24 protein-coding genes are annotated in these 19,851 nt (G+C 64.3%); 10 read left to right on the plus strand and 14 right to left on the minus strand.

Annotation, left to right across the window (positions count from 1 at the left end; genetic code table 11):
• The first annotated feature begins 57 nt into the window (after positions 1–57).
• Both trmD and rplS read left to right on the plus strand, forming a co-directional pair.
• Positions 58–798 carry a tRNA (guanosine(37)-N1)-methyltransferase TrmD gene (gene trmD / locus C7435_RS09945; protein WP_075190126.1) on the plus strand — a complete coding sequence of 247 codons (741 nt, stop codon included), beginning with the start codon at positions 58–60 and terminating at the stop codon, positions 796–798.
• The gene (rplS, locus tag C7435_RS09950) at positions 795–1,193 is read left to right on the plus strand and encodes a 50S ribosomal protein L19 (RefSeq protein WP_075190127.1); all 399 of its coding nucleotides are present in this window, start codon (positions 795–797) and stop codon (positions 1,191–1,193) included. Before trmD ends, rplS begins: the two co-directional genes overlap by 4 nt.
• Before the next feature lie 97 nt (positions 1,194–1,290).
• Here the strand turns inward: rplS and C7435_RS09955 are convergent, their stop codons facing one another.
• The gene (locus C7435_RS09955; RefSeq protein ID WP_075190128.1) at positions 1,291–1,689 is read right to left on the minus strand and encodes a metallopeptidase family protein; all 399 of its coding nucleotides are present in this window, start codon (positions 1,687–1,689) and stop codon (positions 1,291–1,293) included.
• 93 nt (positions 1,690–1,782) lie between these two features.
• On the opposite strand from C7435_RS09955, the gene C7435_RS09960 reads away from it, so the two are divergent.
• Positions 1,783–2,280 carry an MmcB family DNA repair protein gene (locus C7435_RS09960; RefSeq protein ID WP_083635098.1) on the plus strand — a complete coding sequence of 166 codons (498 nt, stop codon included), beginning with the start codon at positions 1,783–1,785 and terminating at the stop codon, positions 2,278–2,280.
• On the opposite strand, the gene C7435_RS09965 is transcribed toward C7435_RS09960, so the two are convergent.
• From C7435_RS09965 to C7435_RS09990, 6 genes are all read right to left on the minus strand, one after another.
• The gene (locus tag C7435_RS09965) at positions 2,277–2,966 is read right to left on the minus strand and encodes a DJ-1/PfpI family protein (RefSeq protein WP_121211229.1); all 690 of its coding nucleotides are present in this window, start codon (positions 2,964–2,966) and stop codon (positions 2,277–2,279) included. The genes C7435_RS09960 and C7435_RS09965 overlap by 4 nt on opposite strands.
• 77 nt (positions 2,967–3,043) lie before the next feature.
• On the minus strand, positions 3,044–3,433 hold the full coding sequence (locus tag C7435_RS09970) for a VOC family protein (protein ID WP_075190130.1): 390 nt from the start codon (positions 3,431–3,433) through the stop codon (positions 3,044–3,046).
• Entirely contained in the window at positions 3,423–4,469 is a 1,047-nt protein-coding gene (locus C7435_RS09975; protein ID WP_121211231.1) for a DUF4340 domain-containing protein, read from the minus strand. The genes C7435_RS09970 and C7435_RS09975 overlap by 11 nt, the downstream gene beginning before the upstream one ends.
• Entirely contained in the window at positions 4,466–6,310 is a 1,845-nt protein-coding gene (locus tag C7435_RS09980; protein WP_121211232.1) for a GldG family protein, read from the minus strand. The genes C7435_RS09975 and C7435_RS09980 overlap by 4 nt, the downstream gene beginning before the upstream one ends.
• On the minus strand, positions 6,307–7,047 hold the full coding sequence (locus tag C7435_RS09985; protein WP_407658356.1) for an ABC transporter permease: 741 nt from the start codon (positions 7,045–7,047) through the stop codon (positions 6,307–6,309). The genes C7435_RS09980 and C7435_RS09985 overlap by 4 nt, the downstream gene beginning before the upstream one ends.
• Positions 7,047–7,784, minus strand: a complete 738-nt coding sequence (locus tag C7435_RS09990) for an ABC transporter ATP-binding protein (RefSeq protein WP_121211235.1) — start codon at positions 7,782–7,784, stop codon at positions 7,047–7,049. Before C7435_RS09990 ends, C7435_RS09985 begins: the two co-directional genes overlap by 1 nt.
• A gap of 304 nt (positions 7,785–8,088) precedes the next feature.
• On the opposite strand from C7435_RS09990, the gene C7435_RS09995 reads away from it, so the two are divergent.
• Positions 8,089–8,424, plus strand: a complete 336-nt coding sequence (locus C7435_RS09995) for a DUF2794 domain-containing protein (RefSeq protein ID WP_121211430.1) — start codon at positions 8,089–8,091, stop codon at positions 8,422–8,424.
• An 82-nt stretch (positions 8,425–8,506) separates the two neighbouring features.
• Here C7435_RS09995 and C7435_RS10000 read toward each other — a convergent pair whose 3' ends face one another.
• Complete coding sequence (locus C7435_RS10000; protein WP_121211237.1) at positions 8,507–9,271, minus strand: Bax inhibitor-1/YccA family protein; 765 nt, start codon at positions 9,269–9,271, stop codon at positions 8,507–8,509.
• Between the two features lie 194 nt (positions 9,272–9,465).
• Here C7435_RS10000 and thpR point away from each other — a divergent pair, with 194 nt between their 5' ends.
• Positions 9,466–10,005, plus strand: a complete 540-nt coding sequence (gene thpR, locus C7435_RS10005) for an RNA 2',3'-cyclic phosphodiesterase (RefSeq protein WP_170150424.1) — start codon at positions 9,466–9,468, stop codon at positions 10,003–10,005.
• On the opposite strand, the gene C7435_RS10010 is transcribed toward thpR, so the two are convergent.
• The 4 genes from C7435_RS10010 to C7435_RS10025 all read right to left on the minus strand — a co-directional run bounded on the left by C7435_RS10010 (position 9,990) and on the right by C7435_RS10025 (position 13,717).
• Entirely contained in the window at positions 9,990–10,457 is a 468-nt protein-coding gene (locus tag C7435_RS10010) for a low molecular weight protein-tyrosine-phosphatase (RefSeq protein WP_121211240.1), read from the minus strand. The two genes, thpR and C7435_RS10010, sit on opposite strands and share 16 nt — an antisense overlap.
• Before the next feature lie 4 nt (positions 10,458–10,461).
• On the minus strand, positions 10,462–11,100 hold the full coding sequence (locus C7435_RS10015; protein ID WP_121211242.1) for a histidine phosphatase family protein: 639 nt from the start codon (positions 11,098–11,100) through the stop codon (positions 10,462–10,464).
• Between the two features lie 67 nt (positions 11,101–11,167).
• Complete coding sequence (locus C7435_RS10020; protein ID WP_121211244.1) at positions 11,168–12,301, minus strand: sensor histidine kinase; 1,134 nt, start codon at positions 12,299–12,301, stop codon at positions 11,168–11,170.
• 183 nt (positions 12,302–12,484) lie between these two features.
• Positions 12,485–13,717, minus strand: coding sequence for an argininosuccinate synthase (locus C7435_RS10025; RefSeq protein WP_075190139.1), 1,233 nt, complete (start codon positions 13,715–13,717; stop codon positions 12,485–12,487).
• Between the two features lie 134 nt (positions 13,718–13,851).
• Here C7435_RS10025 and glsA point away from each other — a divergent pair, with 134 nt between their 5' ends.
• Positions 13,852–15,117 (plus strand): glutaminase A, encoded by a 1,266-nt coding sequence (gene glsA / locus C7435_RS10030; RefSeq protein WP_075190140.1) that lies wholly within the window; start codon positions 13,852–13,854, stop codon positions 15,115–15,117.
• A 46-nt stretch (positions 15,118–15,163) separates the two neighbouring features.
• A complete protein-coding gene (gene pyrF, locus C7435_RS10035) occupies positions 15,164–15,856 on the plus strand; it encodes an orotidine-5'-phosphate decarboxylase (RefSeq protein ID WP_121211245.1) in 693 nt (230 codons plus the stop codon).
• 39 nt (positions 15,857–15,895) lie between these two features.
• Here pyrF and C7435_RS10040 read toward each other — a convergent pair whose 3' ends face one another.
• Positions 15,896–16,471, minus strand: a complete 576-nt coding sequence (locus C7435_RS10040) for a hypothetical protein (protein ID WP_121211247.1) — start codon at positions 16,469–16,471, stop codon at positions 15,896–15,898.
• A 103-nt stretch (positions 16,472–16,574) separates the two neighbouring features.
• Positions 16,575–16,817: a DUF1674 domain-containing protein gene (locus C7435_RS10045; protein WP_121211249.1), complete on the minus strand. Its 243-nt coding sequence runs from the start codon at positions 16,815–16,817 to the stop codon at positions 16,575–16,577.
• Positions 16,818–16,870: 53 nt separating this feature from the next.
• Here C7435_RS10045 and htpX point away from each other — a divergent pair, with 53 nt between their 5' ends.
• The 3 genes from htpX to rpe all read left to right on the plus strand — a co-directional run bounded on the left by htpX (position 16,871) and on the right by rpe (position 19,849).
• Positions 16,871–17,767, plus strand: a complete 897-nt coding sequence (htpX, locus tag C7435_RS10050) for a zinc metalloprotease HtpX (protein ID WP_121211250.1) — start codon at positions 16,871–16,873, stop codon at positions 17,765–17,767.
• A gap of 53 nt (positions 17,768–17,820) precedes the next feature.
• The gene (locus C7435_RS10055; RefSeq protein WP_121211252.1) at positions 17,821–19,122 is read left to right on the plus strand and encodes an RsmB/NOP family class I SAM-dependent RNA methyltransferase; all 1,302 of its coding nucleotides are present in this window, start codon (positions 17,821–17,823) and stop codon (positions 19,120–19,122) included.
• A gap of 67 nt (positions 19,123–19,189) precedes the next feature.
• Positions 19,190–19,849, plus strand: coding sequence for a ribulose-phosphate 3-epimerase (gene rpe / locus C7435_RS10060; protein WP_075190146.1), 660 nt, complete (start codon positions 19,190–19,192; stop codon positions 19,847–19,849).
• Positions 19,850–19,851 lie beyond the last annotated feature (2 nt).

The raw sequence follows: 19,851 nt of genomic DNA on the forward strand, positions 1-19,851 counted from the left end.
CAGCGGAGGCGCCGATGCGCTGGCACCTCGCCCCCATCCCTGCTACACCCGCGCGCCATGACTGACGCCACCAGCCCTTCCCTGCCTTGGACCGCGACCGCGCTCACCCTGTTCCCGGATGCCTTTCCGGGACCGCTGGGTGTTTCGCTGATTGCAACAGCTGCGAATCATGGGTTGTGGGCGCTTGAAACTGTGGACATCCGGGATTTTTCCCGTCATAAGCACCGCTCCGTGGACGACACCCCTGCTGGCGGAGGCGCCGGTATGGTGCTCAGGCCGGATGTCGCGACGGAGGCGATTGATGCGGTGCAGTCTCGCTGGCAAGGCGGGAAACGACCGTTGATCTATTTGACGCCGCGCGGAAAACCGCTGACCCAGTCCCGGGTTCGGGAATGGGCGACGGGTCCGGGCGTTGTCGTGTTTTGCGGACGCTTCGAAGGCCTCGACCAGAGGGTGATCGAAAGCCGTGAAATGGAAGAGGTCAGTGTTGGCGATGCCGTGCTGGCCGGGGGCGAAGCGCCCGCGCAGGTTCTCATCGAGGCCTGTGTGAGACTTCTCCCCGGCGTGCTGGGCGACCCGATGTCGGCCGAGGATGAGAGTTTCGAGGGTGATCTCCTCGAATATCCTCACTACACGCGACCGCGCGTGTTTGAGGATCGGGAGATCCCGGAGGTCCTGTTGTCGGGGCATCATGGCCGCATCGCGGCGTGGCGCCGGGAACAGGCAGAGAAAATTACGAAGGCGCGTCGCCCCGACCTCTGGACGAGGTACAAGGCCCGCAAGGAGAATGCACGATGAACATGATCGAGCAGCTTGAACAAGAAGAAGCCGCCCGCGTCCTGGGTGACAAGGAAATTCCGGATTTCAGCGCCGGCGATACGCTGCGCGTCCATGTTCGCATCAAGGAAGGCGAACGTGAGCGGATCCAGGTCTATGAAGGCGTCTGCATCGCCCGCAATGGCGGTGGCCTGAACGAGAGCTACACCGTTCGCAAGATCTCCTTCGGTGAAGGCGTCGAACGGGTCTTCCCGCTCTACTCGCCGAATGTCGAGCAGATCGAGATCAAGCGTAAGGGCAAGGTCCGCCGCGCGAAGCTGTATTACCTGCGCGATCGTCGCGGCAAGTCGGCCCGTATCGCCGAACGCGTCTCCGGTCGTGGCATCGAAAAGCGCGAGCCGAAGAAGAAGGGCTAGTCCCTCTCTCCTTTCGCGATTGCGACACGAAAACCCCGTCAGCTTGGCTGGCGGGGTTTTTTGTGTGTTCGCGTGGCAGGACCCGTCCGGCCTGATGCTACGCCTCGTCCTCAATCCGGTGCATGTCATCGTCCGACAGCCCGAAATGATGGCCGATTTCATGCACCAGAACATGGGTCACCAGCTCACCGAGCGGAATCTCGCCGTGATCGGCCCATTCGTCGAGGATCGGCCGCCGGTACAGGATGACGCGATCCGGTTCGGGCGACGGATTGGCCACCGATTTTTGCGACAGATCGACACCGATATAGACGCCGGTGAGCTCGAATGGGTCATCCAGACCGACCGCCGCGAGGGTTTCTGCGTCAGCGAAGTCGGCGACAAAGATCTCCAGTCCTGCGCACAAGTGACGCATCTCCGCAGGCAGTGTCTCGAATGCGCTCGCAGCGAGCGCTTCAAAATCCTCGATCGACGGTGCCGTTTGGTGCTTGGGCATGAGCTCTCCAGCCTGTCTTGACGGCACAGTGTGGCGGAGCGCGGGAGCACTGGAAACCGGACATTCAGTCCTGGACTTGCGGCCGGAACATATATGGAACAAACTGACGTCATGAGCCTTGATGATACCGCCTCCGCCGCCAATCCCCGGATTGACGACGCCCAAGCGCTGATGCGCGGAGCGGCGCGTCTGCTCTGGCATATGGGGTTCAGCGCCATTCCCGAATTCATCCTGCCGGACGGGCGTCGGGCCGATCTGGCGGCGCTCGGGCGCAAGGGCGAGATCATCATTGTCGAGATCAAGTCCGGCATTGCCGACTTTCGCGCCGACAGCAAATGGACGAACTATGCCGGCTATTGCGACCGGCTGTACTTCGCCGTGTCGGAACGTTTTCCGCGCGACGTCATCCCTGACGATGCCGGGCTGATCATTGCTGACGGGTTTGGCGGCGCGATCATCCGGGAAAGCCCGGTGCTCACACTGGCGCCGGCCCGCCGCAAGGCGTTGACGCTGCGCTTCGCCCGCGCCGCCGCCGACCGTTTGATGCGGGTCGGAGAACCCGGTACCGACACCAGCCCTGCATCGGCTTAGGCATCAGCCGTGTCGGCAACCCGGTCGACGACTTGCAGGAAAGCCTCCCAGCGCGGTGCGAAACGGCTCTCGACGGCGTCCAGAACGAGCGCAGATGCTTTTTCCGGCGTCCCGCTGTCAACCGGCGGGTGCGGGTCGTATTCCAGTCCCAGCTGAACCGCCTGGGCGACCCCGTCGCCATAGAGCTCCTTGACGATGGTCAGGGCGAAATCAATGCCGGCGGTGACACCGCCGCCGGTGAACAGATTACCGTCCCGGACAACGCGCTCCCGGACCGGTTCGGCGCCAAAGCGCGACAGGGCGGAATGATAGCGCCAATGCGTCGTCGCCTTGCGACCTGCCAGCAGACCGGCGGCGCCCAGCACGAAGGCACCGGTGCACACCGAGGTGATGAATTGCGCGCCTTCGGCCTGGCGGCGCAGGAAGGCCAGCGTCGCGGCATCTTCCATCGCCGCATCGACACCCCACCCGCCCGGCACACAAATCAGGTCGAGCTGCGGGCAGTCCTGGAATGAAGTATCGGCGAGGATGAAGGGGCCACAATCGGTCCGAACCGGGCCGGCCGCCCGGGCGACCAGATGGACCTTCGCGCCGGGTATCCGGGTCAGGACTTGAAGCGGGCCGGTGAAGTCGAGTTGGGTGAGGTCATCGAACAACAAAAATCCGATATGGCGCAATGTGGTCATGTCTGTCTCCGGTTCCAGCCTGCAAACACTAGAACCCGGCCCGCAGCGAGAACATGACAAAGGCCGATCAAATCCGGTCAGCGCGTCCCGGTATCATGCGGCTTGACGCGCCAGGGCGGGTCGATGCGGTTCTCACCGGCATGATAGAGCTTGATCTTGTGGCCGTCCGGATCGAGCAGGATGGCCTCGCGCCACAGCCAGCTTTCATCGCGCGGCTCGGTCTCGAAGACAAAGCCCGCAGCTTGCAGCCGCGCGACGGTTGCATCGACATCATCTGATTCCAGATAGATGACCGCACCGGGTTGGACCGGCGCTTCGACATGAAGCGAAAAAGTCGTCTCGCCCTCCGGCGCCAGGAAACGGCAATAATGCGGGCTATCAACCAGCAGCCGAAAACCGAGCCGCTCATAAAATGCTTTTGACCGGGCGATCTCGCGCACCGGGATGGTGATCTGGTTAAGGCGCATCTTCGGTCTCCGCGCGCGGGTCGGCGATGCGGTCAAGCGGCCGGATCAAACGGTCAACCGTGAGGTCGGACAAAAGATAGGCCCAGCCCTCGACACGGGCATTGATTGCCGCCGCCTCGGTCTCGGCGTCATCGGTAATGGCCGAAGCCGTGATCAGTGCCCAGCGCGTCGCGCCAAGCGCCTTTACATCAATCCGGACCCGAAGCCCGGAAAAGGTCTCGGCGGTGTGGACGGCGACGAATTCACCGCCCAACCGGTCTGCACGGCGCACGTCACGAAAGCGGACCCGTCCCAGTGCCGCAGCCGGACCATTGCCGGCGGCCGCCGTGATCATCTGCCAGCCGCCGGGCTGTCGCAGTGAGAAATTTCGCGCCGAGGCCGCGGCGCGCTCAAGCCGGTAGGCCGGACCGGCTTCCGGTTGGACATCGGCCCGGGCAATCTCGTTGAGGCCCAGCTCCAGAAAGTCGAGATCAAGCCACGCGTCGGCCGGCAACATGTCCGGCCGCACCACGGCACCATCGCCGAGCCGCGCCGCATAGGCGCGGTTGCGACCGGGCTGGCGTACATAAACCCGCTCTCCCCGGGTCTCGCCGAGGAGGATTTCAGCCAGCATCGCGCCATCCGCACCGCGGACGCTGATCTGGGTACCGCCGTTTTCCTGGCCGGGTTCAGCGAGGCCGATCCGCGCCAGGCGGGCGGGATTGGCCGTGCGCGCGCCCTCATAGGTCAGGGCTGCCAGATAGGCGTCAAGTTCAGCCAAACGCTCCGGGCGAACCGGATAGCCATCACGGCTTGGCATGCGCCAGACCCCCTCGACCTGTTCAACGCTGAAGCGCTCGCTGCCATGGATCTCGATCTCCCGCGCCGACGCCACGGCGCTCGACCAGCTTGGCAGGACCGGTCCGCTGACATCAGGCCGCCAGGTTTCCCGGGCATCCATTACAGCCGCGGCAATGGCAAGGCCCGTCACGACCACAGCAGCGCTGGCGGCGATGACAAGCTGGGTGCGGCGGCGCTGGTCGGTTCGAACGCTCATGTGCGCCTCCGGCGGCGGCGAACGATCGAGCCGACAATGCCAAACAGGATGACCAGGGCCGGCGGCACACCGATCGTCCAGAACTGGAGGTCTGCGTTGAGCGCGTCGATATCCCGACGGAAATCGCGTTCGATCGCCCGCAATTCGGCGCGGGTCTGCAGGATTTCGGCGCGAAGCCGCATGGCTTCCTCACGATCACTGGCCCGCGACGATGCCAACAAGGCAGACGCCTGCCCGCTGCCCAACAGACGGTCGAGCCGTTCTTCCGCGTCCGCGATCTGGGTTTCAAGCGCGTCTTGGGCCGCGACATAGCGCGCCTCGGCATCGGCGCGAAGGCGTTCGACGCGGGTCATCGGGCGCAAAGACGGCGTCCGCGACCGCAGGCTGACTAGCGCCGGATCACCGGCCGCCATGTCGATCAGATTGAGCGCCAAGGTCAGATTGTCGGCGACAAAACTTGTCCCCGTTCCAGGGTCGGTGCGGACGTAGAAACTGTCATCCAGCCAATCGGCGTCGGCGACGATGGCGATGTCGACCGGCCCGTCGGACAGTTCGCGATGATCGGCCGGATCGAAGGCGATCTCGCCGGCCGGAGGACCGGCCGGAAAGGCCGATTCAATCATGCCGGTCACGCGCACGGCGAGAACGGGCGGGCTGGGGGCGAGCACATAGTCGCGCAACAAGGCGTCCGGCCCCGGTGCACCGGCGGCGATGTCGGCATCAAGCACAGCGCCTTCCGGCGAGGTCGCAAGCAGCGGCGTGATTTGTCCGTCGGCAAGGCGACCGATTTCCAGCCAGCCGGGGGAGCCGAAATTCAGACCCAGATCGAGCGTTGCCGTTGCCAGATCGGTCTGACTGATCTCACTTTGGCCGAGGGCAAACCAGAGCGGATAGGCACGGCGGCGGGCACGGCCATCGCTTTCAACAATCTCGACCGGCAGGCCGAGTTGGCGATCCATGGCGACACTCTCGCGATCATAGCCAAGGCCCCAGCGTGTCAATAACGGGCCGAGATCGGACGCCCGCCTGGCATTGAGCGGCGGCAGACCGTCGGCGCCCGGGCGCAGGGCCATGTGGGCGAGCGGGTCAATGAAGGCGACCACCCGGCCGCGTGACAGGGCGAACTGGTCGATGAGATAAGTCTGGCCTTCGCTCAACGTGCCCGGATGCAGGATCAGCAAGGCGCTGGCGTCGGGGATGGTTTCGAAATCGCGACCCAGCCAGACCAATTCGTAGGCGGCATTCAGCTCGGTGATGAAGGTGTTGGGGGCGCCGTCATCGGGGCTGAGCGGCAAGCTTGTGAGCACCGCCAGGCGTGGCCGTGCCGGGCGTTCGATATCGGCGATCAGACGGGTCAGATCGTATTCAAGGCGGGCTTCGGCTTCTTCACGGAAGAGCGGAATAATGGCCTGATCATCGACCGAGTTGCGGGCCACCAGGCCGAAGAACAAGCGGTCACCACCATCGGTCGGCATCGGCGTCAACCCGGCCTCGAGCGCCGCATCTTCGTCCGGCGAAAAGGGTTCCGGGTCGATTTCATTGAGCCGTATCCGGCCACCGGACCGGTCGGCATAGCTGGCCAGGAATTCGCGAACCCGGGTCGCATAAGCCCGAATGGCCGGATACTGCGCCGCTTCGGCCCGGGAATAATAGAAGTGCCACTCAACCGGCTCATCAAGACGGTCCATCACCGCCAGCGAACCCTCCGACAGGCGATAGAGGCCGTCCTGGGTCAGGTCGAGCCGGGCGCCACTGAACCCGCGTCCCGCCAGGTCATTTCCGGCCAGGAAGATCAGAACCAGGCTGACCAGCATCAGGGGCAGGAAAAGCGGCCGTTTCATCGTCCACCTCCGCGCCGTTCCGCGATCAGCACGCCGGCCACCGTCAGGGCCGTGACAATCAGACCGGCGAAATAGACGAGGTTGGGCAGGCCGATCACGCCATGACGGAAAGCGCTGTAATGCTCCAGCGCGCTCAGGCCGGCGACGAATTCGGACAGCAGCGCTGGCGCGTTCTCGCCCAGCGCCGACAGGACGAAGGGCAGTCCGGCCATGGTCAAGAGGAAGGCGGCACCGGTGCCCAGGACAAAGGCGACAACCTGGTTTGAGGTGGTCGCCGACAGCGCCTGACCAACCGCCAGATAGGCGCCGGCCATCAGCCAGGCACCCAGATAGCCCGTCGCGATGGCGGCATTGTCGGGCGCGCCCAGATAGTTGACGGCGATCCACATCGGGAAGGTGAGGCCGAGCGCGATGGCCGCCATCGTCCAGGCCGCGAGAAACTTGCCGCCGGTCGAAGCCCAGAGCGGAATCGGCAGCGCCATCAGGAATTCCAAGGTGCCGCGATCACGTTCCTCGGCCCAGGCGCGCATCGCCAATGCTGGCATCAGCACGACAAACAGCCAGGGCAGATAATCAAACATCGGCGCCAGATCGGCCCGGTTGGTGTCGAAGAAGCGGCCGATGTGAAAGGCAAAGGCCGGTGCACAGAAGGCAAAGACCGCCAGGAAAACATAGGCCAGCGGAGTCTGGAAATAGGCCGTGAGTTCGCGCCGATAGACGGCATGCAGGGTATGGATCACGCCGCCACCCCCTTGCCCGTCGACGCCGCGGTGAGGGCCCGGAAGGCACCCTCAACCGTATCGTCCGGCCCTGATGCTGCCAAGGCGTTCGGCGTGCCGTCGAACAGGATCCGGCCGCGGTCAATCACGATGGCACGCGAGCACACCGCCGGAACTTCCTCGAGGATATGGGTGGAGATGATGATCGCTTTTTCCGGAGCCATGTCCCGGATCAGCTGGCGCACACCGTCCTTCTGGTTCGGATCAAGACCGTCGGTCGGCTCGTCGAGGATCAGGACGGCCGGGTCATGGGCAATCGCAGCGGCCAGGGCGGCGCGGCGCTTGTAACCCTTGGACAGGGTGCCGATCGGCTGACTGGCCATCTCGCCGAGATTGGCCCGTTCCAGCGCCAGATCCGTGGCGCGGCAGAGCGCACCGCCGGTGAAGCCGCGCGCCCGCAGGCCGAACATCACGAAGCCTCGCGGTGTCATCGCCGGGTAGGACGGTGCGCCTTCAGGCAGATAACCCAGCCGGGCCTGGGCCTCGAGGCGCGCGGTTGAACAGTCGAAACCGGCAATCGCGGCTTGGCCGCCATCGGGTTCCAGACCACCGGCGAGCATGCGCATGGTGGTCGTCTTCCCGGCGCCATTGGGGCCGAGAAAGCCGAGCACTTCGCCGCGCTCGAGGGTGAAGCTCACACCATCGACGGCACGAAAGGACCCGAAATCCTTGATGAGTTGATCGGCAACCAGCATGGTTCGCAGAGCTCATGATCTGACGGGACTAGCGTTAGCGCGACGCGCCGCGCTTGGCCAGAGGCAAGGCAAGTTGTCCATTTCATGAGGGGAATTTGGGTGTCGACCGGACCGCAGCCTCTTGACCCGGGGGGCTGGGGGGGCTGTCTAAAACCAGGCTGGGAGGCATTGTTGCGACCGGCCGACAGGTGAGACGGTGGTGGGACCGTATGGCGGCAACGCGCCCAGAATGTGGCGACTTTGCGGCAGCGCGTGAAATGTTTGTAAGCTGAATGAACCGATTCAACCGGTGGGAGAAAAGTCTGTGCAATCCCTGTCGCCCTCCGCGAAACGCAAGCCGGAACCGGTCATGTGGACCCGGCGCGAGCTCGACGCGATCCTGCGGGTCTATGGCCGTTTCGTCGCCCAGGGCGAATGGAAGGACTATGCCATCGACGGTTTGAGGACCGAGGCGGTCTTCTCGATCTTCCGGCGCCACAGCGAAATGCCAATGTATTCGGTGATCAAGACCCCGGCCGACGCCAATCGCCAGGGTCAGTTCAAAGTCGTCGCCATGGCAGGACAAATCCTCAAACGCGGGCACGACCTCACCCAGGTGATGTCCGTGTTCGACAAGAAGAAATTCCAGGTCATCGACTAAGTCCCGATCTGCCGCGGGCGGGCAAAGAAAAACCCCGGAGCCGACGCTCCGGGGTTTCTTAAGTCTGTCTGAAACAGGCGCGCTATTCGCGACTTCCGAGCAGGGACAGGATGATCTGGAACATGTTCACGAAGGCGATGTAGAGATTCAGCGCGCCCATATTGGTCATGACGGCCATCGAACGCTGGTCGCCAGCGATCTGGTAGTAGGTCACCTTCAGCGCTTGGGTCTGCCAAGCCACAACGCCCGCCATCAACAGCAGGACGGCGAATTGCAGCAGCAACTCAAGCATGCCGGAATGGAAGAAGAAGGCGTTCAACAGGCCAAGCGCCAGAGCGCCAAATACCGCCATGAACAGGAAATTTTGCATCGGCATCAGATTGCGCTTGGTGGTGTAGCCAAAGACGGACAAGGCCAGGAAGGAGCCAGCCGTGATCACGAAGGCTTGCGCAATCGTGCCGAAATCGACCGACAGGCTGCCGCCGCCGATTCGCTGAACGGCCTGCCCGGAGGACGCGATCACGACCCAGAAGCTCAAACTTGCACCGATCAGCACGACAATGGCCCAGTAAAGGATGGCCGATCCGGTCGGTGACGGGTTGCGCATGAAGAACATGGACCCGATCAGCAGGGCGATCGGACCCCATTGGACGACGAAGAGCAGCGGCGTGCCAAAAACCAGATTGGTCAGCGGCGGGAAAGTCCCGACGGCATAGGCAATGGCGGCCGACAGCAGCAGGCCAAGCCCCATCTTGTTGTAGACACCGAGCATGAAGCTGCGCAGGCCGGCATCCACCGACATGTCCAGCGAGCCGGCGCCGGAATAAGTGCGGGAAAAATCGTTCATTGTGGACGTCTCTCTTGTCTACACGCGCCAAACGAAGGCGCTTTGCCGGGAGTATATCATGTCCCTACCGGGGGAAGGCAAGTTTCCACCGAAGAGGCAAGGGGGGACTGGACGGGTGCGAATCCCGCACCTTGGTTCGCATTGCCATGGCCGGTGAAATCGCCCTAGTTGGGGCCGATGCTGCACGGTGCCCCATGACCATCCGCCTGTTTGCCGCCATTCCGGTTCCCGACACTCTGCATGCCGAAATCCGGCGGCTGCAGAAAGGCGTTCCCGGTGCACGCTGGCGGCCGCGGGAGAATTTCCACATCACGCTGCGCTATTTCGGCGAACTCGACGAGCGCCGCGCCGAAGATCTTGATGTCGAGCTGGCCCAGATCACCATGCCGCCCTTCGAACTGGCCCTGCTCGGATCGGGCTGGTTCGGCAAGCTGGACCCGCGCGCGCTCTGGCTGGGCGTTCGCCCCAGCGAGGCGCTGGTCGAGCTCAATGCCAAGTGCGAGCGCGCCGCCCGCAAGGCCGGGTTGGAGCCGGAACACCGCAAATTCCATCCGCACATGACGCTGGCCTATCTCCAGGGCACGCCGATCGACAGGCTGACCCGCTTTGCCGAGCGGACCGGCGGATTTGCGACCGAGCCCTGGCGGGTCACGCATTTCACAATGTATTCCAGCTGGACCTCACGCGGTGATGCCAACATCTACGAGCCGGAAGTTGACTACCCGCTGCTCTGAGCCGTGCCGAGCCGGGCGATCAGGCCGTCAACGGCGCGCTCGATCATGTCGAGCACCGCGTCAAACCCGTCCTCTCCGCCATAGTAGGGATCCGGCACGTCGCCGTCAGGCTCACCCGCCCAAGCCATCATCAGGCTGACCCGGGCCCCGCGATCGGCACCGGGCATCCGGCGCAGGAAACGCTGATGGCTGCGATCCATGGCGATGACATGGTCAAAGCGGATGAAGTCAGCTGGATCGACTTCCCGAGCCTGCAGTTCCGACAGGTCATAGCCACGCGCAGCGCCGGCAGCGACAGCGCGATCGTCAGGCGCCTCGCCGACATGCCAGCCGCCAGTCCCGGCACTGTCGACATGCCAGTCAAGACCGGCCGCGGCGATGCGCTGGCGAGCCACCGCATCGGCGGTCGGCGAGCGACAGATATTGCCGGTGCAGACGAAAAGTATCCGCATGCGCTCAATCGCCCAGGGAGAACGCGCCCGGCAGGACGGTAAGGGACCACTCATCCCCGCGCCCATACAGCCAGAACACATCGCCATAGGCATCTTCCGGCAAACGCCCCTCACCGTCACAGCCCGCCGCTTGTGCTGCTTCCGCTCCGGCATAGGCCGCCATCCACAGGCAGGACGTGTTGGAATGCTCGCCGACGAGGGTCCAGCCGGTCATGGCCGCATCGACGTCGGCATAGGCATCGCTACGCTGGCGCGACACGGTCTCGCCCTCAGTGCAATCGACGGCATACCCGTCGACAGCCTGATGCGCGATCACCGGAATGCCGCCGGCAGCCGCGGTGAGGCGGGTGCGGCAGGCAGCACTGGCATAGGCCCTGTCCACGGGCGTCGCCCCGATCAACCTTGCCAGGCGCTCCACCATCGCTTCACCGCCCGGGCTGAGCGGGCACTCCATGCCATTGCAGTCCGGCGCGATCTTCATCGCGTGCCGGACCACCAGGACATGCCGGTCGGCGGCGATTAGGTCCGCGCGCACCGCCTCGGGCGCCAGCGCAAGCAGGTCCGGATGCGCAAATGACGGCGTTGGCTGGCTGCAGGCGGCCAGGCAAAGCGCAGCGCTGGCCAATGTCAGAATCGATTTCATGAAACGTCCTCCCGGCGCCACCCTAGCGCGACAAGACGGAGACGCGAAGTGACGGACCGGTAAGCCGCTAATCGACGTCGGCCGGCTCGTCCTGGACCCGGATGCGAACTGTCACACGCGTCCCGGCACCGGGGCGGCTCTCGATCGACATGTCACCATCCATAAGACCCGCCAGTCGGCGGCAGATTGACAGGCCCAGACCAAAATCGCCGCCGGCTTCGGTACCGGACCGTCCGCTCAGCCGCGCCAACAGCGCCTCGTCCATGCCTACTCCCGTATCGGCGACAATGTATTCGACCCGACACTTGCCGCCCCCGGCAGGGTGGTGGCGCACCGACAGCGAGACCGATCCTGCCGGTGTGAATTTCAGCGCATTGGACATGAGGTTGTTGAGAATCTGACGCACCCGCACCGGATCGCCGACGACCGGGAGGTCCGCCCCATCACCCGTCTCGAGCTTGAGTTCGATACCCTTCTCGCCGGCAAGCGGCTCGAACAGGCCCATCACCGTCCGGGCCATTTCATCAGGCCGGAATGCGACGCTGCGCAACTCGATGCGATCATTCTCCAGACGGGCCAGATCGAGCACATCCGTGACCCGCGCCAACATCGCCTGGGCCGACCGCTCAATCGTGGTCAGAAGTTTGCGTTGCGACGGATCCAGCCCGGTATTGGCCAGCAAGCCGGACAGGCCGAGAATACCATTGATCGGCGTGCGCAATTCATGACTGAGGCCCAGCATGAATTCAGATCGTGAGCGGCTGTTCGCCCGCTCGGAACTCGCTCGCGCCTTCAGCTCGGCTTCGACCACGCTGCGGCTGTCCAGCTCATGCTCCAGCGCCTGTTGCGAATTCTGCAGCCCGCTGAGAATCTCGATCATCCGGCGGAACAGCCAGATGAACCCGATAGCAAGAAACGCGGTCGCCAGAAGGTCCGTGAACCATCGCAACCGGTTCTGGATGAAACCGGTCAGCGCCGGCACGCCGGCATCGCTGACAAAGAACGGCCCGAACAGCAGTACAATGGCATCGAGCGAGTGATAGAAGACCCAAATGCCGAGACCCGTGCTCAGCACCTGCACCGGCCGGATGGCCTCGGCATCGATCAATGTCTGGCGGTACCGATACATGTAGACGATCGCCGCCAGCGGCGCGGCGGCGAAGACGATATCCAGCAGCACTGTCAGCAGGATGGAGTGCATATGCCCTCATCTTCCGCTCGGACCGACCTGATCCGTCATGCTAGGGACAAGCCCTAAACGCAAAATTAACCCCGAATTGTTCGGCGGCCGATAGCGTCAGCGCTCATCGGGGCTCTGTAAAGCGCCGCCCCGGCAAATGAATTTTTCATTCATCGGGGCGACGGCCGGTTCGGTCCAACCTCGTCAGTCGTTCTTGCCGAGGCGACGTTTGCGACGCGCCAGCAATTGCAGGCGCAGCGCATTGAGGCGGATGAAGCCTTCGGCATCCTTCTGGTCGTAGACAACGTCTTCCTCGAAGGTAACGTGCTCCAGCGAGTACAGTGAATGTTCCGATGCACGCCCGACAACATTGACCGAACCCTTGTAGAGCTTAAGCCGGACATCGCCGGTGACATGGGTCTGTGAATGATCGATGGCCGCCTGCAGCATTTCGCGCTCGGGCGAGAACCAGAAACCTTCATAGAGCAGCTTGGCGTAGCGCGGCATCAGCTCATCCTTGAGATGCGCCGCACCCCGATCCAGCGTGATCTGTTCGATACCGCGATGGGCCGCCATCAGGATGGTGCCGCCCGGCGTCTCGTAGATGCCGCGTGATTTCATGCCGACAAAGCGGTTCTCAACCAGATCAAGCCGGCCGATTCCATGCGTGCGGCCCAGCGCGTTGAGCCGAGTCAGCAGGGTCGCCGGGCTCAGGGCCTCGCCATTGATCGCCACCGCATCACCCGCCTTGAAGGACACGGTGACATATTCCGGCTTGTCCGGCGCCGCTTCCGGTGCGTCCGTGCGCTGGTAGACGATGTCATCGGCTTCCTCGGCCGGATCTTCCAGCAGCTTGCCCTCGGAGGAGGTGTGCCAGAGATTGGCGTCGACCGAGAAGGGTGCCTCGCCGCGCTTGTCCTTGGCGACCTCGATACCGTGCTCTTCGGCATAGCTGATCAGCTTGGTACGAGAATTGAGATCCCACTCACGCCACGGCGCGATCACCCGCAGATCCGGATCGAGGGCATAGACGCCCAGTTCGAAGCGGACCTGGTCATTGCCTTTGCCGGTGGCCCCGTGCGCGACGGCATCAGCGCCGGTCGCATGGGCGATTTCAACCAGACGCTTCGAGATCAACGGCCGCGCGATCGACGTGCCCAGAAGGTAGAGGCCCTCATAGACCGCATTGGCGCGCACCATCGGAAACACGAAATCGCGGACGAATTCCTCGCGCAGGTCCTCGATGAAGATCTCGGACACACCTGCCGCCTCGGCCTTCTTGCGCGCCGGGTCGAGTTCCTCGCCCTGGCCAAGATCGGCGGTGAAAGTCACAACTTCGGCGTCGTAGGCGTCCTGCAGCCATTTCAGGATGACCGAGGTGTCGAGGCCGCCGGAATAGGCAAGAACGACCTTTTTGACGGGCTTTTTCGCGGGCATGGGCAAATTCCTTCTCGATATTCCCATGCGCGTAGCGCCGCTCTTGCTTGCAGGCAAGTGTTTCGCATCAGTTTGGGCATGATCATGGCGCAGCTGCAGCTGGACAGCGCCGCAAACCTGCCCATTCTGGCGCCATGACTGCACCCGGAAATGAACCCTTCGCCCGCTTCGTCGCCCGGCCCGCGCGCTATGAGCGCGATGCGGGCACACCGGAGTCACACAAAGCCCTGGCGACGCGCGTCTGCGAGCGGGCAGGCGAGCATGGCATTGCCGACATGGACGGTCTGCTCAACTGGCTGAGCCAGTCCGGTCTGACAGCGGACACGCTGCCGCGTTTGGCCGCTCTCAAAACGCTCGACGCCGGCCCGCTCGAGCCCGCCCGACTGGCTGCCGTTATCCGGGCCGACGCGCTGACGCTGATCAACCACGCCCTCGACGGCACGCTGGCAATTTCGCGGTTCGACCATTTTTCCAGCCGGTTGGCCAATATCTTTGCTTATGCCCGCGATACCCGCGGCGGCGCCTTGGCGGACTATATTCCCGAACTGGCGAAACAGGACCCGGACGCTTTCGGCATGGCCGCCTGCACCATTGACGGGCAGCAGCTGGCGCTGGGTCAGGCCGACACACCGTTTTGCCAGCAATCGGTGATCAAACCGATGATCTATGCCTTGGCCATGGGGCTGAACGGTGAGAGCCAGGTTCATCGTCATGTCGGCCGCGAACCGTCCGGCCGGCGCTTCAACGAACTCGCCCTCGATCCCGACAGCCGGCCGCACAATCCGATGATCAATTCCGGCGCCATCATGTGCAGTGCGATGATACGCCCGAACCTGACCGTCGAGGCCCGCGCCCGTTTGCTCGAGCGCTTTGTCGGCTCCGCGGCCGGCGGTGTCGATGTCGACATTGACCAGGCCGTCTATGACAGCGAACGGGCCACGGCACGGCGAAACCTGTCCCTCGTCAAACTGATGGACGAACACGACGCTTTCCCGGAAGGCGCCGACCCGGCCGCGGCGTTTGACCTTTATCTGCGCGCCTGCGCCATTCGACTGGATTGCCGACAGCTGGCCGTGACCGCCGCGACACTGGCCAATGGCGGCGTCTGTCCGACGACCGGCCATCGCGTCATCGACGGTCGCATCGTGCGCAACACGCTTTCGCTCATGCTCACATGCGGCATGTATGACTATTCCGGTGAATACGCCTTCACGGTGGGTCTGCCAGCCAAATCGGGCGTTTCCGGCGGGTTGATGATCGTGGTGCCTGGTGTTGGCGGTTTTGGCCTGTGGAGTCCGCCGCTGGACCGCCAGGGCAATCCGGTGCGCGGCATCGAAGTTTCCCGGCGCCTGGTCGAGGCCTTCCCCTTCCACATTTTCGCCGGCGTGACCGCGCCATGACCGGCCGCGCTTGATTCCGGTTATCGACACGGCTTAAAAACGCCCCATGTCACACGCCGATTCCCGCCTTATCGTCGCGCTCGACCTGCCGACGACCGATGCCGCTTGGTCTCTTGTCGAGTCCGTCGGCGATACCGTCAACTTCTACAAGATCGGCCTCCAGCTTTTCCCGATGGGCGGGATGGACCTGTGCCGCAAGATCAAGGCGACCGGCAACCAGGTTTTCCTCGACTTCAAACTGCACGACATTCCGGCCACGGTCGAAAAAGCGACCCGGTCGATCACCACCGGCGGCGCCGACCTTTTGACCATTCATGCCGAACCCGCCGTCATGCGGGCTGCGGTTGCCGGCCGGGAAGGCAGCGATCTGAAACTCCTCGGGGTGACGGTGATGACCTGTTATGACGACGCGATGCTGGCCGAGATGGGCTATGCCTACGGCGCCCGCGACCTTGTCCTGCGGCGGGTGGAACAATCGCTGGAAGCCGGCGTCGACGGCGTTGTCGCCAGCGCCCACGAAGCCCGTGAGATTCGCGATCGCTTCGGCAAGGACCTGTTGATTGTTACGCCGGGCATCCGGCCCGCCGGAGCCGATATCGGCGACCAGAAACGGGTCGCGACACCCGCCAGCGCCCTGGCCGACGGGGCCAGCCATCTCGTCGTCGGCCGCCCGGTCAATGCCGCGCCAGACCCCAAGGCGGCAGCCCAAGCAATTATTGACGAGATCGCGTCGGTCTGACGCACCACAAGTGCCAAGACCTGATTGACCTGAGGCCGACTACTGCCCGACCAGCTGCCGGCGCATGGCACCGCGCGCTTGCATGCGCATGACCGGCGCGCTCGTGACCTGTCCGACAGACAACACACCAGCCCGGCCCGCGGCATCGATGACGATGATGCCGCGATAGCCATACTGGATCGCGGGCGCCCGACCGACACCCCCGACAAGACCGCCCTGGAAGAATGTATCGTCGAGCCGTACCGGCTCTCCGGCGGGAGCAGACCGTGCCGGTCCTGCCGGTCGCGCCGATTGCGCCGCTGGCACCATGGGCGCACTCCGTCCCGACCGCGGCGCCCGGGACGGTGTCAGCGCCGTTGCAGGCGCACGCTGCGCAGGTCGAGGCGACGCGCCAGCGAGTTGCGGCGCCGGCCGACTCTCGACCGCCGGGGCTACATCATCCGGCATTTGCGTGAAACGGCAGGGCGGACCGGCATAGTCGCCGGCGAGGGCCTGTCGGATATCTTCCGCCGAACATTCGCGCGTCGGCGCGCCCTGGGCCGAAGCGGGCGCTGCCACCATCACCGCCAGCAGGCTGGCGGCGAAAACGGGGATCAGGGCGGCTCGATGTGTCATTCCGGCACACTAGCAGCCGATTTCCCAGGTTCGAAGCGTCTGCACCGCTGAGGCGAAGCGGCGCCGCCCAAGTCACGCGGCAGGGGGTAGGATCCCAGCAAGATCAGAAGTCGCAGATGATGCCCTTCTTCTCCCAATCGCCATACCGGGTCGGCTCCGGACCCTTGCGACCACCCAGCTCGGTGGGATCTGCCTCGGCTTGGGCGGCCTGCCGCTCAGCCACTGCCCGACGCTCCGCCGCCTCGGCCAAGGCACGTTCGGCCGCCGGGCTGAGTATCTTGGCCGCCGGGTCCGGGGAGGGAATGGCATCGGTGCCGATCCCGTCTTGCTGATCATCCTGGGTCATCCCATCTAGATAATCCGCGAGGCCCAGCTCGCCAAGACACACAGGTCCCTGCAATGACAGCCAACACACTTCGCACCTTCCTCCTCCTCGCAGGCATGACGGCGCTCTTCATGGGCATCGGCTATCTGCTTGGCGGTCCGGCCGGCGCGCTGCTGGCACTTATTGTTGCCGCCGCGATGAACCTGTTTGCCTGGTGGAATTCTGCCGACATGGTGTTGCGCATGCACGGCGCCCGCGAGATCGGACCCGATGAGCGCCACCCCGCGTTGCGGCAATATGCCGGTGATGTCGAATTCCTGGCCCGCCGCGCCGGCATGCCGGTTCCACGCGTCTTCGTGATCCAGAGCGACCAGCCCAATGCCTTCGCCACCGGGCGCGACCCGCAGCACGCGGCCGTCGCCGCCACCACCGGTCTGCTGGAACGGCTGGGCCGGACCGAGATCCAGGGCGTGATGGCGCACGAACTCGCTCATGTGAAAAACCGCGACACGCTGACCATGACCGTGACCGCGACCCTTGCCGGCGCCATCGGCATGCTGGCCAATTTCGCGCTCTTCTTCGGCGGCAACAACCGTGTCGGCCTCATCGGTTCGCTGGCCATGATGATCTTCGCACCGATGGCCGCCATCCTGGTGCAGAGCGCGATCAGCCGCGCTCGCGAGTATGAAGCGGATCGCGTCGGCGCGGAGATCAGTGGCGACCCGATGGCCCTGGCCAGCGCGCTGGAAAAAATCGAACGCTCGGCGCGGCGCACGATGAATGCCGGTGCCGAACGCAATCCGGCGACCGCCCACATGTTCATCATCAACCCGCTCAATGGCCAGCGCATGGACAATCTCTTTTCCACCCACCCGGACACCGCCAACCGGATCAACCGATTGCGGCAGATGGCTGGCGCCAGCGCCAGCGTTCAGCCCGGACCCTGGTCGCAGCGTGGTCCCTGGGGGTGAGCCAGCGGCTGCCGGGCATCGACGGATCACGACCTGCGTGCTAGCTCCGCGCCATGAGTGACGGACTTGCCCCGCGCCGCGCTGCGGCCCTTGCCTATCTGGCCGTGATGAAGGAACGCCGCACGCTTGAGGCGGCGCTGGAGCACACGCCCGACTTCAACGCGATGAGCGATCGCGACCGCGCCTTCGCCCGCGCCATCGCCGCGACCACATTCCGCCGCCTGGGTCAGACCCGGACCGTGCTCAACGCGCTGTTGTCACGACCTCTTCACGAGACGTCAGAAGGCGCCCAAGCTTTGCTGGTCACCGGCGCCACCCAGTTGTTGTGGATGGATGGCGCACCGCATGCGGTCGTCTCGTCGACGGTGGAACTGGCCCAGGAAAGAAACGATGCCCGCAAGCTGAAAGGCCTGGTCAACGCCGTCCTGCGCAAGGTTGACCGCGAAGGCCGCGAGCACCTCAAACAGACCTTGCCGCGCGACAATCTGCCTGAATGGCTCCGTGAAAGCTGGCGCGCGGCCTACGGGCCGGGCACGCTGAGCCGCATTGCCAATGCCATTACGGTCCCACCGCCCCTCGACCTGTCCGTCCGCAATCCCGAGGAGCGGGCGATGTGGGCCGAGCGCCTCGACGCGCAAATCCTGCCAAATGGCAGCCTGCGCCTGTCCAGCGTCGGCGATGTGCGGGCCTTGCCTGGCTATCGCGACGGGGCCTGGTGGGCGCAGGACGCCGCGGCCGCAATTCCGGCCACATTGCTGGACCTCAAACCCGGTGCGAGCGTGATCGACCTGTGCGCCGCGCCTGGTGGCAAGACGATGCAGCTCGCCGCGACCGGTGCGGACGTCACCGCATTGGACCTGTCGGACAAGCGTCTGGACCGTGTGCGGGAAAATCTCGGCCGGACCGGATTGAAGGCCGCCCTGGTCGCCGGCGATGCGCGAACCTTCAAACCGCGCCAACCCGTTGATGCGGTGCTGCTGGATGCGCCCTGCACGGCAACCGGCACGCTGCGGCGCCATCCGGAAGCGGGCTGGATCAAGCGTGAGGACGACACGCAGCGCATGGCCCGCCTGCAGGACGAGATGATCAAGGCCGCCATCGGCATGCTCAAACCGGGTGGCCAATTCGTGCTGTGTACCTGCTCGCTGCAGCCCGAAGAAGGCGAAACCCTTGCCGGGCGCATCACCGGGCGCCACAAACAGCTCAAGGAATCGCCGGTCAGGCCGGGTGAATTGCCCGGGTTGGAGAGTGCGATCACGCCGGCCGGCTGGGTCCGCTTGACGCCGGCCCTGTGGTCCGACAAGGGCGGCATGGACGGATTTTTCATCGCCCGGTTCGTGAAACGCACCGGATAACCGTAAAACCGGCCTGACCGGCCGCGTGCGACTTGCGCGGCTCAGGCCCCACTGTTATCGGATCAATATGGGCGCTCCCGTGATCATTTCCCCGTCAATCCTCTCGGCGGATTTTGCCAAGCTGGGTGAAGAAGTTCGTGCCATCGACGAAGCCGGTGCCGACTGGATTCACATCGATGTCATGGACGGGCATTTCGTGCCCAATCTGACCATCGGTCCGGGCGTGATCAAGGCGCTCCGTCCGCACACCAAAAAGCCGTTCGACGTCCATCTGATGATCACCCCGGTGGACCCCTATATCCGCGACTTCGCCGATGCCGGCGCCGACATCATCACCGCCCATCCGGAAGCCGGTCCGCATTTCCACCGCACCGTCCAGGCGATCAAGGCGACCGGCGCCAAGGCAGGCGCTGCACTGAATCCGTCGACCCCGGTCGAGGTGATTGATTATGTGCTCGACGAGCTCGACCTGGTGCTGGTGATGAGCGTCAATCCGGGTTTCGGTGGCCAGAGCTTCATCACCAATCAGCTCGAAAAGATCGAAGCCATCCGGACGCGGATCGATCAGCGTGGCCTTGCCACCCGTATCGAGGTCGATGGCGGGGTCAATCCGCAAACCGCGCGCGATTGCATCGCCGCCGGCGCCACGGCCCTGGTCGCCGGGTCCGCGGTGTTCAAGGGCGGTCCCGCCGCCTATCGCGACAATATCTCAGCATTGCGTTCCTGATC

The organism is Maricaulis maris (genome assembly GCF_003634045.1).
Lineage (GTDB): Bacteria > Pseudomonadota > Alphaproteobacteria > Caulobacterales > Maricaulaceae > Maricaulis > Maricaulis maris.

What these genes read in the sequence shown, in the direction of transcription:
- rpe (WP_075190146.1), top strand. Translation starts at nt 19,190, where the DNA reads ATGGGCGCTCCCGTGATCATTTCCCCGTCAATCCTCTCGGCGGATTTT.
- C7435_RS10000 (WP_121211237.1), bottom strand. Translation starts at nt 9,271, where the DNA reads ATGAACGATTTTTCCCGCACTTATTCCGGCGCCGGCTCGCTGGACATG.
- pyrF (WP_121211245.1), top strand. Translation starts at nt 15,164, where the DNA reads ATGTCACACGCCGATTCCCGCCTTATCGTCGCGCTCGACCTGCCGACG.
- C7435_RS10040 (WP_121211247.1), bottom strand. Translation starts at nt 16,471, where the DNA reads ATGACACATCGAGCCGCCCTGATCCCCGTTTTCGCCGCCAGCCTGCTG.
- C7435_RS09955 (WP_075190128.1), bottom strand. Translation starts at nt 1,689, where the DNA reads ATGCCCAAGCACCAAACGGCACCGTCGATCGAGGATTTTGAAGCGCTC.
- C7435_RS09965 (WP_121211229.1), bottom strand. Translation starts at nt 2,966, where the DNA reads ATGACCACATTGCGCCATATCGGATTTTTGTTGTTCGATGACCTCACC.
- C7435_RS10015 (WP_121211242.1), bottom strand. Translation starts at nt 11,100, where the DNA reads ATGAAATCGATTCTGACATTGGCCAGCGCTGCGCTTTGCCTGGCCGCC.
- thpR (WP_170150424.1), top strand. Translation starts at nt 9,466, where the DNA reads ATGACCATCCGCCTGTTTGCCGCCATTCCGGTTCCCGACACTCTGCAT.
- C7435_RS09960 (WP_083635098.1), top strand. Translation starts at nt 1,783, where the DNA reads ATGGAACAAACTGACGTCATGAGCCTTGATGATACCGCCTCCGCCGCC.
- trmD (WP_075190126.1), top strand. Translation starts at nt 58, where the DNA reads ATGACTGACGCCACCAGCCCTTCCCTGCCTTGGACCGCGACCGCGCTC.
- C7435_RS09970 (WP_075190130.1), bottom strand. Translation starts at nt 3,433, where the DNA reads ATGCGCCTTAACCAGATCACCATCCCGGTGCGCGAGATCGCCCGGTCA.
- C7435_RS10045 (WP_121211249.1), bottom strand. Translation starts at nt 16,817, where the DNA reads ATGACCCAGGATGATCAGCAAGACGGGATCGGCACCGATGCCATTCCC.
- C7435_RS10025 (WP_075190139.1), bottom strand. Translation starts at nt 13,717, where the DNA reads ATGCCCGCGAAAAAGCCCGTCAAAAAGGTCGTTCTTGCCTATTCCGGC.
- C7435_RS09975 (WP_121211231.1), bottom strand. Translation starts at nt 4,469, where the DNA reads ATGAGCGTTCGAACCGACCAGCGCCGCCGCACCCAGCTTGTCATCGCC.
- C7435_RS09980 (WP_121211232.1), bottom strand. Translation starts at nt 6,310, where the DNA reads ATGAAACGGCCGCTTTTCCTGCCCCTGATGCTGGTCAGCCTGGTTCTG.
- C7435_RS10010 (WP_121211240.1), bottom strand. Translation starts at nt 10,457, where the DNA reads ATGCGGATACTTTTCGTCTGCACCGGCAATATCTGTCGCTCGCCGACC.
- C7435_RS09990 (WP_121211235.1), bottom strand. Translation starts at nt 7,784, where the DNA reads ATGCTGGTTGCCGATCAACTCATCAAGGATTTCGGGTCCTTTCGTGCC.
- glsA (WP_075190140.1), top strand. Translation starts at nt 13,852, where the DNA reads ATGACTGCACCCGGAAATGAACCCTTCGCCCGCTTCGTCGCCCGGCCC.
- htpX (WP_121211250.1), top strand. Translation starts at nt 16,871, where the DNA reads ATGACAGCCAACACACTTCGCACCTTCCTCCTCCTCGCAGGCATGACG.
- C7435_RS10020 (WP_121211244.1), bottom strand. Translation starts at nt 12,301, where the DNA reads ATGCACTCCATCCTGCTGACAGTGCTGCTGGATATCGTCTTCGCCGCC.
- rplS (WP_075190127.1), top strand. Translation starts at nt 795, where the DNA reads ATGAACATGATCGAGCAGCTTGAACAAGAAGAAGCCGCCCGCGTCCTG.
- C7435_RS10055 (WP_121211252.1), top strand. Translation starts at nt 17,821, where the DNA reads ATGAGTGACGGACTTGCCCCGCGCCGCGCTGCGGCCCTTGCCTATCTG.